Here is a 13,475-nt window from a genome sequence, read left to right on the forward strand (position 1 = left end):
CCTTCTTGATTCATTACTCTCCATTCCTGATTCTCTTATACGGTTCCATATGTAATTTTCATCGACGGCGTACAAACGGAGGAACGGTCCAGCCCGTGCTCGCGGAATTGTTCCGACATGTACGCCTCCATCTTGTACATCTGTTCCGCTTCTTCTCTGCTAAGCCCTCGTCCCATCAGCCCTTGCACGAAGACTTCCTGCTTCTCAATTACTCTGCCCAGGCCATCCTCACTCATAGAACGGAACAGCTTATCCCGATGAGCTTCATCCAATCCCGGATGCAAGTAGTTCACTCGATCACTAACCCGGCTCTCCACATCCTTAAAGCCCAGCTCGCTCATATAGATGGGAAGTTTGACCCCAATATTGCCGTCTTTCCCGCTGCGGAGCATGTCGCTATGGTACAACTTTTGCAAGATGCCCAATGTGAACGTATTCGTCTGCTCCATCTCATGGAAATACAAGTTCGCCATACTCGAATTCCAGTGCGGCTCGATACAGATGACTTTGCCTCCGGGTCTCACGAACTCTCGCATCGTTTCCAGAACACGCTTAGGGTCGGGCATGTGCAGAAGGACCGCTTGGCAGATCGCAGCGTCAGCCTTCTGCTCACCACGTAGCTCCATCACATCCCCCAGCATAAATTCGCTTGCATATGGAGAACTACTGAATAGCTGTCTAGCCGTCTCGATTAACTGCGGTCCCTTGTCAATGCCCGTGTAATGGGAGCCTTCCGGTAACAGTGGCAGCAGCTTCAACCCCACATCCCCATACCCGCAGCCGAAGTCCACCAGCTTGATCGGGTGATCCGTGAACTTCCAAACCTGCTTGACTAGAAATTCCAGGTAATCTTCGTTGAAATATAACCATCTCGTACTCTTCAAATAATCGATCTTATCGTCCCAATGCTTCGTATCCGTCATTCATAGTAGCCCCCGTTCGCTTCATGAGTGAATCTCTCTGCAAAGGCGGTGTTGAAGGCGACCTTCTCATCGAAAATCTGCCTGGACAGCTCGTAGTTCAGCAGACTGCGCATCTTCGTGTGATAATCCTTGTGCCCCTCGCTGTTCCAATGTTCGATAGCCGTAAATGGACTCTCCTCGTGGTGGGCGCCATACATGATCTTCAGCCACACCTCTTGCGTTCCGAAATGATCGAGGATGTCGGCATCCTGCAACAGCATCACAATCTCGGTGTCTGGAACAGGCCCTTTCCGCTTATTGTGTCAACGCACAAGATCCGCAATTTGCTCTAGCTCTGTACAACTTACGTGACCCTTTAAGATTTCTTGAACGAGAACGGCGCCGCGTTCATTGTGGGGCTCAATGCCTTTGGCTACGTCGTGGAACAGTCCTCCCACATATAGAACGAAATCCTGGGAGTCGTCGTCCGGTATGAGTTGTTTTCTCAGATTGATGGCGAGTTTGGCCGTTCTTTGACAATGGTAGAATATATATCCGCGTTCCCGTTCTGCGTGTGCCTTGCGCCTCCCCATGTTGCGGTATGCCAGCTCGGTTAATGGTTCCAGATCCCTGTTCATGTCTCTTGCCTCCATTTATGGGCGTAGTATTTATGAAGATATAGCACAATGCGCCCCTTGTACAGACCCTAATTAGTTGTAATTGTTTAGTCCTATATAAAGCATAAAACCGCCTCCCTTATGAAAGGGAAAGCGGCCATGATTGAACATGTATAGCCTAGCGGAAAGATATCGCGTGATCCGGCCCAATCCGCTCTCCGATGCGAACCACCTGTGGACCTTGACCGACTGGGATATCGCGCCGACTCTGGAACGGAATAGCATTCCCCCCTGTAGTTAAGCTGTACAGATAAGCATAGTTGGGATGAGTTGCCTGATCGAGCAAATAAGCCGAGCGTCTCGGCCATCTGCGCCTGAGCCGATTCAATTCCGCTATGATGCCCTCCGCTGGATTTACGCCGATGCCATGGCCGAAGTAGGCGTTCTTCCCGACCTTGATCACATTCTCTCCGGCCCATTCCGGTTTGTTACGGTCGTAATCCGGGTTGTTGAAGTACAGAATGTCTCCTGGAAACATCTCAGTAGTCGTCTTGATCGTCGTCAGCCCAAGATCACGGTCGGTATTCGTCGTCATGAGCAGCAGGTTATTGAAGTAACGGTTGAACAGCTCATCGCCGATCAGATCCAGGACCGCTTTATACAAGATGATGATGACGGCTGAGGCACATTCGAACGCATACAATCGGCCGTTGTAAAAAATATCTCGAATCGCATCTGCTGGCGCTACCCCTGGTCGTTGCTGAAAGCCGCCCTGTTCCGTCCGAATCCAGAACATCGGGTTGGCCTTGGATTTGCGCAGTGTTGCGAATGTAGCTCCACTTTTTCCCAGATCAAGGGCCGACTTGATTGTACCCGCTCTTAAACGAAGTTCGAAGATGAGTTCTTCCATCGAGTTGTAGTTATACGTGACAGGCGATCTTTGTATATCGGCCAATATCTGCTTTTCCGTCATCGATAAAGACGAGCTATCAATCGGGGCAGGAGACCCGCCAATGAGAATCATGGTAATTCCAGCCTTCCTTTTACGGTAATCGTGCTGCTAGCATAATATGACAGTTGCCTAAGATCGGCTACACAGCTGGCAAAAAACGAGTTTACGCAGTAGGGCTGAAGTGGTAAGATACACCCAGATTCTTTTTATTAGAAAGGAGCTGGATGTTGGGTGAAAATGTATGTGTGTGTGGATATGGAAGGTATTGCTGGAATTATACATTCTTCACAATTGATGAAGGGTGAACCGATGTATGAGGAAGGCAGAAGGCTGCTGACCGAAGAGGTGAACGCTGTAGTGGAAGGGTTGCTGCAAGCAGGGGCTACGGAAATCATCGTACGGGACATGCACGCGACCGGCATTAACTTCATTCCGGACAAGCTGCACCCAGGAGCTTCTTACTTCATGGGAGCTACTTCATTCAAGGAACGATTTCCCGGCATAGACTCGTCCTTCGACGGTGCGCTGCTGGTCGGTTATCATGCTATGGCCGGCAGGGCTGAAGCGGTGCGCGATCATACTTACTCCAGTCGTGCCTTTACCTCGGTCGAGCTGAATGGAAGGCCAATCGGGGAAATCGGCTTGGACAGCATGCTGCTGGCCCGATACGGCGTCCCGGTTCTCCTCGTCACAGGCGACGACAAGACATGTGAAGAAGCCAAGCTTGAGCTCGGTCAGAACGTCACTACTTATTGCACCAAGCAGGCTTGGGGACGCCACAGTGCGCTGCTCACCCCGCCGCAGAAAGTACGCTCGGAGATCAAAGAGGCCATCGGAGAAGCAGTTAACAAGCGGGAAGCTTGCCAACCGCATTCAATCGATGGCCCTTATGAGCTGACTGTTCATTATTTGAGCACGGACTTAGCCGACGGACGTTATTGTGACGGTATTCATACCGAGCGATTAGACGGTCTTACGATTCGAACAAAGGAAACCGACTTGATCCGGTTGTTGTCCAGAGCACTTTAATGCAAGTATGACTTAAGCTGAGAAAGTCGATGATAGCGGGATATAGTATGCTGCCCCTTCCGATATATCGTACGTAAATCCCTGGGCAGGATCGTCATTCTGCTTGTAGGAACGAATAAGCGTCGTGTCGCCGATCTGCAGCCGCAGCATTCCATCGCCCGGTTGTTCCACACTCTGGATTCGGTACACGGCGTTTCGTTTGTTATCGTTCTCGATGTAGATGCTGGCCCCGACGAGAAGCTCTGTCGCTACGGAAGCTCCATCGATAACCGCGACTTCTATCTCGTTGTTCAGGCTTAACTCCTTCGTAAAATCAAGCACCGTTCCTTCCACTCTACCCAATCTGTCGAACTTACTATTCCCGATTAGACCCAGGATCGTCCCATCCTGTACATAACGGTGAACCGTAGCCCCGTCCAATTCCGCATACAATCCGAAGAATCCGCTGAATTCGATGCGCCCCTCTACCGTATACGTCTCTTCCTTATTGGTCGCAATCAAGATGTAATCTGTGCGCCCTGTCGTTAATTGCACCTTGACCGCTCTAGCCTCCAGATGCCCTACCATCTGTCCGTGCTTGCTTACCTCAACTGACTCGATGGACCGAATAAACCGTTCACCCGCATAGGGCTCAATGACCGATGTGAACAAACTGTCTAGCGGCTGACCTGCACCGTCTCTACGGGCAATCATATACCGCAGGGCGGTCGGATTACCTATCTTGTTGCGGGGTGGCACGCCGTCTGCAAGTGCCACGTCATTCACATCGGTCAACAGTGTCAACCGCAAGTGAACATCCGTCTCCGCTCCATGGCCGCGACCCAACACGTTCCACGTATCTTTCACGTTCCAATCGACACTGAATGACGATGCTGGCTGCATGTCCCTCTGCACATTCCGCAGCCAGTGAAAACCGGCCCCGTTATATTCGCTTGCCGGCTCATTGCTACCGTCTGTCACCGGCTTAATTCCGAACTCCGTGTTAGACCCGGCATACGTACCGGACGTCTGGGATTCCAAGCGCAACCCTTCGGTCGCTACGCTTCCTTCTGCACTATGGAAGCTGAAATGGTGCTCGGATCCCCCTGTTACGCGGAAGAAATCTACAACGTAGGAGTGTTCGTCATCCACGCGGATCATCGCAGTCGTCCGCTTGTACAGCTCAGTCTGCGGATATACATAGGGCGCCTCCACGTCGATCAATTGCACGATGCCAGCTTGATCATAATGCTTCGGCAGTCCCACTTCTTGAATCCGCATCTTCTGGCGATCGACGAGTACCGTATTATGGCTGATTACATTAATCACCCATTCCTTCCGGTGCCGGTCTATTGAATTCGCCTGTTCAGGGTAGCCCAGATCAGGCATCAAGTCGAGTCCGAACGCATGCAGCCCCATGTTCAACGTGTCGCGGTGACCATGCCGGTTATTTACTCCATAATACACCCACACATCGCGCAACGTATTCGCCTTCACTTCCCCGTCCCGCAACGCCGCGAAGCCGTAACCCGTCAAGTTGATGCTATCCAGATTCAACGGTCCATGATCTGCAATCACTTGAGCGATGTCCGTGGCGATTCGCTCCGGGTCGTCCATGAATATGTTGCCGTGTATCCCGGTGATATGCCCACCGTTCAACCAATAGGCGACTTGAGCGAATATCGGATCGCCATACTTCTGAAAGGCCAGTACCGTCTCGGCAATGTTCAACAGTGTACCGGGATTGCCGGTCATCCCCGTATCCCCGATTTGTGCCGTATCTCGCCCGATCATCGTGAGAGGATATACGCTGTGGAACATTTTGCGGAATTTCACATTGCGGAACAAGTCCGCCTCCGGATAGCGATCATACCCTTCCAATACGTCAGCAACCATCAGGAATGTATTCAGCCAGAGCCGATTGTAACCAGGCGCTGCTTCATCGCCATGACCGTCGCGGTCCACGTCATTCACAAGCGTGTTCCACACGTTCCCTCCTGTCACCCGCTCTGGGTTGCGGGAATATTGACCGGCCTGGAACGTATAATCCAGCCACTCCTTCGTTTCTGGATCAGAATCCATTACAACAGCGGCATAGGCCAACGCACTTTGATGAAAGCCGTTATTCCCCCGAATCTTCCCGGTTTTGAACCCTTCGAACGTTTGACGCAATATCCCATCCTCGATATTCGCAGCGATATGAGATGATATCATCTTAGGTGAGAGCTCGTACTTCTCACCTTGTCCACTCAGGAAACGAACGACTTCGGGCTCATCCAGGGCAGGGAAGAAAGCATCATAGGCGCTGACTAGTGTCTTCACGGTGCTCGTCTCCCAGATGCAGCCGACGGATTTGCCATGTCCTGACCCACCGTGAGAGTTCAAATATAGTTTCGTATCCTGGAGGCTTACGTCCAGGCTCGGGTATATGTCTGCAATCCGATCGAGGAGTACGATGCCGAACCGAGCGTACACAACATCCCCCGTGTACAAGTAGGCATCCCGCAGCGATATCACACTCCGAAGAATCGCAGCCTGTGCCCCGAACCACAAAAACCAGTGCGTGTAATAAGCTATGAATGTATAAAGATAGCCACTCTCCGGGTCCTTCCAACCGAATCCATCATCCACTCCCCAGGTCGGTCCCTTTTCCGGATAAAGCGTATTCACAAGCAATCTACGGTCGGCTAGCACAGGATCGAACTCCCCCTTACGATCCAGTCCACTGCGATAATAAGCGGTGAAATCGTTAGTCGGGAATGAGCAGCCAGTCGTTGGGTCCGTTAATTTCCAAGGAGCACTCAACGGATCGGCCTGCCATGGATAATTGCCTAGTTTGTTGAGTGGATTGTCGGCTGGCGCCGCATCGGACAGTGGACTTAAGTTTCCAAGCATCTGATTGGTCTGATAGCTGCGTGGCAGCTGTTGCGATGGTACCAGCTCCCAGATGAAATCCAGCCCTCTTTCGACGATCTGATCCGCATATGCGACTGCTTCGTCACGGATTACCGTAGCCCATTCATACTTCTGTACATTGTCCCTTGCTGCCTTTACTTTACCTGGTGTGTAGTATGTACTTCGAGTCTTCACATGGCTCATCTGTACAGCCTCCCTCTCAGTCTTATCATGCATCTTACATGTATCATACTTGTCATTCGCTTTCCATTATGAACACTACTGCCTAATCTGTCTATGACGAATATGAGGAGATGCACTAGAATGGAAGATCAAGTCTCGAATAAAATATGACCCGTCTGTGATATGTCGTAGCCTTGAATCGGCCGCAGTTCATTCAGAAACGATTCAGAGCGCAGAACATGCTTAACCTGCTCAATCCACTCCAGATTTTGCGGTTTTTTCAACATTACCAGATCGTAGCGCTCCCGAATTAGTGGAATGAAATCAACGCCCCCAACCATATGGGCCGCTTTCTCGATGCCTACGCCAACATCTGCTTCCCCGGTAGCCACTTTCCCCGCGACACCCATGTGATTCGATTGTTCCTGCTCATACCCGATCAATTGTTGATACGGAATTCCATGAAGACGGAGCTGCTCATCCAGAAGAACGCGTGCACCCGAACCTTTCTCACGATTGACTATCCGGAGATCTGGTTTCTTGAGATCGGCCCAGCCGACGATGTGTTTGGGGTTTCCTTGTTTCACATATAGTCCAGCCGATCTGGTTACGAGATTCATCACGATATAGGAAGAACCGGTCAATATTTTCCGGATATAGGGTAGATTGTATTCCCCCGTATCACCGTCCAGCAAATGCGTGCTGACTATATCGGATTCCCCCTTGTACATGGAGATTAAGCTATCCAGACTTCCTACGTAAGCACGAAGCGGCCTATAGCGCGGGATGTTCCTCTCGATATGCTTGGCCAGAATGTCTAGACTCATATCTTGCCCGGTTATAACAAGCGAGTGAAGGGAGGATGGAGTTGCAATGGACTGGTGAGGTGCGGACGCTTCGATTATTTCCGATTTGTGAGCATATGGATGTCCACTCTTAGCACGAGCTTTATATGCTTCTAGGTCCGTGGCATCGATGCGCATTTGTTTACCTACACGATAAGCGGGCAAATCCCCTTTTTTAATTAGATCGTAGACCGTCAGCTTCGATATTTTCAAAAGMTTCGCGATTTCTTCCGTTGTGTAAGATAGGTCAGCAGTCATGGTCGTCCTCCATATCAGCGCGGTTTCGTTATAATTAATAATAAGTTGAAGGATTGTATTTATCAATGCTGACTGTTTACTAAATATATGTACTTCAATATAATAGGATATATCTGAATCATTCTATTTATATCTAAATAGATAGATAATCACATATGGAGGGGTTTAAATGTTCCGAACCATTAGGTTTAATTATGTTTGGCTGTGTTTAGCAATCATATCCATGATCTTCGCAGGATGTACCAGCTCCAACTCTAAGGATCAACCTGCAACCAGTACGACACCAGCAGCAGTCTCTCAAGCAACTAAAGCCCCAACTGAACAGGTGGAACTCCTCATTTCTGCAGCTGCCAGCTTAAGCGATGTGTTGAAAGAAATTCAACCGCTCTATGAGAAACAAAACAAACAGATCAAGCTAAACTTCAACTTTGGCGCCTCGGGAACGCTAGAGCAGCAAATCGAACAAGGGGCTCCAGCAGATTTGTTCGTATCCGCCGCAACCAAAAACATGAAAACCTTAGTTGATAAGCAATTGATCGATGCTTCCCAACAAAAAACTTTGTTGAAGAATGATTTGGTTGTGGTGGTACCRGCCGATGGCAAAATAACTGTGCAGAAACTAGGCGATTTAACAGCGCCCACCATCAAATATTTGGCTATTGGGGAACCTCAAACTGTACCCGCTGGCAGCTACGCGAAGGAAGCGTTAACGAGTGCGGCACTGTGGGATTCACTTCAAGCCAAGATCGTGCAGGGCAAAGATGTACGTCAAGTGCTTACCTATGTAGAGTCCGGGAATGCCGAAGTTGGTTTTGTGTACAAGACCGATGCGCTGAGCTCCACTAAAGTGAAGATCGCCTTTGCTGTTGATCCTACTACTTACACACCAGTTGTATATCCAGCTGGGATTGTCAAGGCAACCCAACATAGCAAGGAATCCGCCGACTTTTACTCGTACCTCCAGGGTAAAGAAGCTCAGGCTGTGTTTGTAAAATACGGGTTCACTATTCCTGAGTAATGATATGGGGAGATTCCTCGCTTACCACACCCCATCTGGCCTCGCCCCAGCAGGATATGGAAATGGCGTTGTCGAATATGGAGTGGTGAGCAGCCACTCTGTTTTGTCGTTGTCATGGGAGGGGTGCTTCTATGTTGGAAAATGGAGGGAAATAATGCCTTATATCAATCTTCAAATAACTAAGGGTGCTACTCGTGAACAAAAAGCCCAAATAGTAAAAGAATTTACAGAGACTCTTGTTAGTGTACTTGGTAAAAAACCTGAACATACTCATATTGTCATTCAAGAAATTGAAGATGAAAACTGGGGATTTTCRGGTGTTCTGACCGATGATTTCCGAAAGCAATAATTTTCGCCCCATGTCCAATCGTATTCGTATACATATTCGGTTCCGTTAATGATTTGAGTGTCCTGTGGCAAGGTGAATCTTCCTGTTCCTAACAGGATTTTCCGCACCTGAGTTAATTCCTGCGAAGATACCAATTAATGCATAAATTCGCCCCTAGTTTACGCAATGGGTATCTCTGGATACTAAATCGGGAGCAAAAACCTTTTTATTTTCATCTCTTCAATAATGAAATCTGAGATATTATTTACTTCATATTCTTTTAAAATCAATGCAAAAAATCTACTTATCAAAATAGAATCACTTAATGCATCGTGTCGAGCTATATCTTTATCATTAATGAAGTAGTAGTTGATTAAAAAGTTTGTTGAAATGATCTCATTAATTTCTCTATGAATACTAGCAAAAAGAACCTTAGTATCAATTATTGGATTATTGCATAACGGTAAATTATAGCTACGACAATGATTCTCTAACATATGAATATCATATTCATAACCAGCTTGTGTAACTAGAACTGTCCCCTTGCAAAAATCAAGAAATTGTCTAAAGACTTCAGGAAATGACGGTGCATTGAGCAAAGCCTCATTAGTAATGCCAGTTAGTTTTTCTACACTTGTTGGAATGGGCTTAGGTGATTTAACAAGTGAATTAAATTGCGCTATTATCTCCCCGTTATGGTTACTACTTAGGACTTCCCTGCTGAAGCAGGGATTTTTCTTTCTAACAAAAGGGGATACAACTCCTGACGTCGAAAAGGTAGGATATCCCAACCTGAGAGAGGAGCGTCAGTCATGTATATGTCCCCCGAACATGTCTATTCCATTTGCAAGGGTGACCCCGACATTATCGACGCTTTCACAGCCTTGTTGCAGGTGATCAATCAACAGGCTAAGGTCATCGATCAACAGGCTAAGCGTATTGTAGAACTAGAACAACGCGTTCAGGAGCTCGAGCGCCAGCTCGGTCAAAATAGTAACAACAGCAGCAAACCGCCTTCCAGCGACGGATTTCGGAAAACCAATAACCTCCGCCAATCCGGCGGCAAAAAGGGAGCGCCTAAAGGCCATCGCGGGCAGACGCTGCTTGCCGTGGTGCAACCCGATGAGATTCGGGTTCATCCGCATCTGACGTGCACCTCCTGCCAGGAGTCTCTGGCGGGCGTCCCGGCTCACGGGTTTGAAGCACGGCAAGTATTCGACCTGCCTCCTGTGAAGTGGATCGTCACCGAACACCGAGCCGAAACGAAATGCTGCCCGTCCTGCAGGAGCATAAGTACCGCCGCTTTTCCCGAACGAGTAAAAGCTCCCGTTCAGTATGGTGAAACGCTGCAGGCCTGGACCAGCTATCTGAGCGCCTATCAGTTGTTACCCTTGGAACGAATTGCCCAGCTCTTCGAAGACTTGACTGGTCATGGCCCAAGTGAAGCCACGCTGCTGGCGCATCTGCAGCAGATGTATACCACCTTGGCACCGGCAGAGCAACAGATCCGCCAGCACCTGCTCCGTAGCCCGGTCATCCACGCGGATGAAACGGGCTTTCGCGTGGGCGGCAGCGGGGTCTGGATGCATTGCGCGAGCAATAGCGAGTACACGCAGCTAATCGTTCACAACAGCCGGGGAACCAAGGGGATGGCCGAAGGGGGCATCCTGCACATCTACAAGGGGACGGTCGTCCATGACTGCTACGGACCGTACTTCAATCAAGAGTTGTTTTCATTCCGCCATGCCCTGTGTAACGCCCATCTTCTCCGTGAATGTCAGGGCATCATCGAGAACGACAAGCATCAGTGGGCGAGGGACATGAAGACGTTGCTGCAAGAAAGCTGGAAGATGGCGCGCACTGCACGCGAATCCGGCGAGCCCTTGATGGGGCCTGTCACCAGCGAAATCGAGCAGCATTATGACGACATCCTGATTCGCGGCAAAGAAGAATGGAGCAAAGACCTGGTTGTCAAGAAAGAGGGCACACGCGGCAGACAAGCCAAAGGGAAGGCTGGGAATTTAGCAGAGCGATTCGAAACACGGAAATCCGCTATCCTTGCCTTTCTTCGAGATGCCCACGTGCCATTTGACAATAACCAAGCCGAGCGAGATATTCGCATGGTCAAGGTGAAGACCAAAATTTCCGGCGCTTTCCGTACACTCGCAGGGGCTCAACAGTTCGCTCGCATTCGCTCGGTCATCTCAACCCTTCTCAAACAACAACGTCCGATCCTCGAATCCCTCTCTTCTGCACTTCACGGACGTCTCCAATTCTAAACAGGACCTAAGTAGTAACCCGTTATGTAATATTACTGCTCCGATTTGAGTGATGTGGTCAGTTTCGAAATTTATACCTGTACCTTCCAAATCAAATACACAAAATTTCTGATTATGCAATCCATTAATACGAATATCTTGTACAACATATTCTTCCTGCGTTAGAAATGTTATTTTCATTCCAATCCTCTCCTTTTACTTATTGGGTACGCACCTGTTCCAATTCTGTTTTATCTATAAACCAAGTATATTAACACTGAATTATTATACATTTATATTTATATTTATGCATTACCTTAATTTCCAAGGCGTGACCCGTACGAAACTCAATAACGAAAACCCCACAGCAAACAAAAAAAGACTTGCACCCTCAGGCTAAGCCATCGGGTGCAAGTCTTTTACTGCCTACCAGACGATTAGTCGATGAAATCGGCTTTCGTCAAGAAGCGTTTCAACATCGTCGCCGATTGGGCGCGAGTCGCGTTTTGATTCGTACCAAGCGTCGTGTCCGTCATTCCGTTCACGATGCCGGCTTCCAACGCAGCGGCAATCTCCGCATGACCCCAAATGATTTGCTTAGCATCACTCCAGTTGGATAGAAGCTGAGCTTGCTTAGCAGCATCGATGTTGATTTCAACACCAGCATATTTGAGGGCGCGAACGACCATAGCTGCCAATTCTTCGCGCGTGATCTGGGCATTTGGACGGAACGTTCCATCTTCGTAGCCGTCGATCAGCTTCGCTTGTGCAGCTGCGCCGACAACACCAGCGAACCATTCGTTTGCTGTTACATCATTGAAGTAAGTTGAGCCCGACACGGTCTGAAGACCGAGTGACCGAACAAGCAGTGCCGCGAATTCAGCACGTGTGATGTTGCGATCCGGTTCGAACAACTTATCGGTTACACCGTCCACGATCAACTTGCTAGCCAGCAGCTCTACGTTCGACTGCGACCAGTGGGAGTTAATATCGGTGAACGACTTCTCCAACTCGATAAACGTGTAGATGCTGTTCGAGTTCCGTTGAATCGTGCCCGTGTATTTCCCATCCTTCTCCGCGATCGTGCTTGGAACGAAGCTGACTTTCTTGCTAGTCGGATCGTACACAATCCCTGTCGCTGGTTTGGATGGCTTGCCTGTAAGTGGCAGTTGGCGGGACACATAAGTGTTTCCGAAGGAATCAATGTTTACTTTCTTCCCATCTTTACCTTCTGCTGTCAGTGTGAAATCTACAGCATCGGCGATCGAAACTCCGCCAACACCAGCAATCGCATTCGCAATGTCGGTAGCTGTTGCCCCTGTTACTTTCGCAATACCAACGTTGATTTTCAAGTCTTTCACATCAACGCCCAATTGTTTCGCCAATTCATCCAGGTCCAATACGGAAAGTGGGAGAATGTATGTACCATTGTTCCCTACGATCGTGATCGTCGCTCCCTCTTTCTTGGAAGCCTCGATCAGAGCAGATGCCGGGATTTGCACGGTGTCGCCTTTTACAATCAAGGTTACATTCGTGTAGTCAGCCAGTGCTTTCTTCAACGTCTCGCTGTCCACAACACCGTTCGTTACTTCGATCGTATCCTTGTTAGTTGGAGGGAAAATTCCGCCTCCTCCACCGCCGCCGCCACCGCAATTCGTACATCCTGTCGGCGGAGCCAATTGTTTGTAGACAGCTTCCGATACGCCCCAACTGTTCCCGTTAATTAGAGCATCCAATGTAATCGGGTTGTAGGTCGAGTCTATTACGGAAGAAGAGAAATTATAATAATAATAGCCGTTATTGTAAACATCATAGGTTACATGAGTAACAGTCGAGATCAAGTTTTGATTCGAGTACACATTGAGATAAACACTATCTGTGACCCCCGGTTTTGTATCGAAATAGACTTGACCTGTAACAGTACCATTCGAGTTATACGTAACATCCTTGAACCAAGCTTGTCCAGCGAAAGCCAGGATGGGGACGAGCATCGAGATGATCATCACCGCTGCAAGCATACTGGACGTTTTCTTCAACATCGTTTTGTTCAGCAAACTTATTCCACTCCTCTCTTTTATAAGGTTGTGTTCCACCTTCGCATAGTGAGATCTTGTTTTTTTGTTCATTCGTTCTCTCACCTCCTTTCCCAAGAAAATGCAATACGATAGCCAAACGCATACATTTATAACGTTTCGTTATACGCTGGCACTT

General features: G+C 48.8%; 12 protein-coding genes. 4 read left to right on the plus strand and 8 right to left on the minus strand.

The window, feature by feature from the left end:
* Nucleotides 1–35 precede the first annotated feature (35 nt).
* From AC1DWB_RS27830 to AC1DWB_RS27845, 4 genes are all read right to left on the minus strand, one after another.
* On the minus strand, nt 36–923 hold the full coding sequence (locus AC1DWB_RS27830; protein ID WP_477544357.1) for a class I SAM-dependent methyltransferase: 888 nt from the start codon (nt 921–923) through the stop codon (nt 36–38).
* Entirely contained in the window at nt 920–1,183 is a 264-nt protein-coding gene (locus AC1DWB_RS27835; protein WP_477544358.1) for a hypothetical protein, read from the minus strand. The genes AC1DWB_RS27830 and AC1DWB_RS27835 overlap by 4 nt, the downstream gene beginning before the upstream one ends.
* 42 nt (nt 1,184–1,225) lie before the next feature.
* On the minus strand, nt 1,226–1,540 hold the full coding sequence (locus AC1DWB_RS27840) for an HD domain-containing protein (RefSeq protein ID WP_477544359.1): 315 nt from the start codon (nt 1,538–1,540) through the stop codon (nt 1,226–1,228).
* Nucleotides 1,541–1,697: 157 nt separating this feature from the next.
* The gene (locus AC1DWB_RS27845) at nt 1,698–2,543 is read right to left on the minus strand and encodes a protein-glutamine gamma-glutamyltransferase (RefSeq protein ID WP_477544360.1); all 846 of its coding nucleotides are present in this window, start codon (nt 2,541–2,543) and stop codon (nt 1,698–1,700) included.
* Between the two features lie 165 nt (nt 2,544–2,708).
* Between AC1DWB_RS27845 and AC1DWB_RS27850 the strand changes: the two genes are divergently transcribed.
* On the plus strand, nt 2,709–3,500 hold the full coding sequence (locus AC1DWB_RS27850) for a M55 family metallopeptidase (protein ID WP_477544368.1): 792 nt from the start codon (nt 2,709–2,711) through the stop codon (nt 3,498–3,500).
* Nucleotides 3,501–3,512: 12 nt separating this feature from the next.
* On the opposite strand, the gene AC1DWB_RS27855 is transcribed toward AC1DWB_RS27850, so the two are convergent.
* Nucleotides 3,513–6,578 carry a heparinase II/III domain-containing protein gene (locus tag AC1DWB_RS27855; protein ID WP_477544361.1) on the minus strand — a complete coding sequence of 1,022 codons (3,066 nt, stop codon included), beginning with the start codon at nt 6,576–6,578 and terminating at the stop codon, nt 3,513–3,515.
* 128 nt (nt 6,579–6,706) lie between these two features.
* Nucleotides 6,707–7,660: a substrate-binding domain-containing protein gene (locus tag AC1DWB_RS27860; RefSeq protein WP_477544362.1), complete on the minus strand. Its 954-nt coding sequence runs from the start codon at nt 7,658–7,660 to the stop codon at nt 6,707–6,709.
* Between the two features lie 169 nt (nt 7,661–7,829).
* On the opposite strand from AC1DWB_RS27860, the gene modA reads away from it, so the two are divergent.
* Nucleotides 7,830–8,678: a molybdate ABC transporter substrate-binding protein gene (modA, locus tag AC1DWB_RS27865; protein ID WP_477544363.1), complete on the plus strand. Its 849-nt coding sequence runs from the start codon at nt 7,830–7,832 to the stop codon at nt 8,676–8,678.
* Between the two features lie 154 nt (nt 8,679–8,832).
* Nucleotides 8,833–9,027 carry a tautomerase family protein gene (locus AC1DWB_RS27870; protein WP_477544364.1) on the plus strand — a complete coding sequence of 65 codons (195 nt, stop codon included), beginning with the start codon at nt 8,833–8,835 and terminating at the stop codon, nt 9,025–9,027.
* 182 nt (nt 9,028–9,209) lie between these two features.
* Here the strand turns inward: AC1DWB_RS27870 and AC1DWB_RS27875 are convergent, their stop codons facing one another.
* The gene (locus tag AC1DWB_RS27875) at nt 9,210–9,797 is read right to left on the minus strand and encodes a 3'-5' exonuclease (RefSeq protein ID WP_477544365.1); all 588 of its coding nucleotides are present in this window, start codon (nt 9,795–9,797) and stop codon (nt 9,210–9,212) included.
* A gap of 21 nt (nt 9,798–9,818) precedes the next feature.
* Here AC1DWB_RS27875 and tnpC point away from each other — a divergent pair, with 21 nt between their 5' ends.
* On the plus strand, nt 9,819–11,285 hold the full coding sequence (gene tnpC, locus AC1DWB_RS27880) for an IS66 family transposase (RefSeq protein WP_477544366.1): 1,467 nt from the start codon (nt 9,819–9,821) through the stop codon (nt 11,283–11,285).
* 416 nt (nt 11,286–11,701) lie between these two features.
* Here the strand turns inward: tnpC and AC1DWB_RS27885 are convergent, their stop codons facing one another.
* The gene (locus AC1DWB_RS27885; protein ID WP_477544367.1) at nt 11,702–13,390 is read right to left on the minus strand and encodes an S-layer homology domain-containing protein; all 1,689 of its coding nucleotides are present in this window, start codon (nt 13,388–13,390) and stop codon (nt 11,702–11,704) included.
* Nucleotides 13,391–13,475: the final 85 nt, after the last annotated feature.

The sequence above is a fragment of the Paenibacillus sp. P4_E11 genome (genome assembly GCF_056401635.1).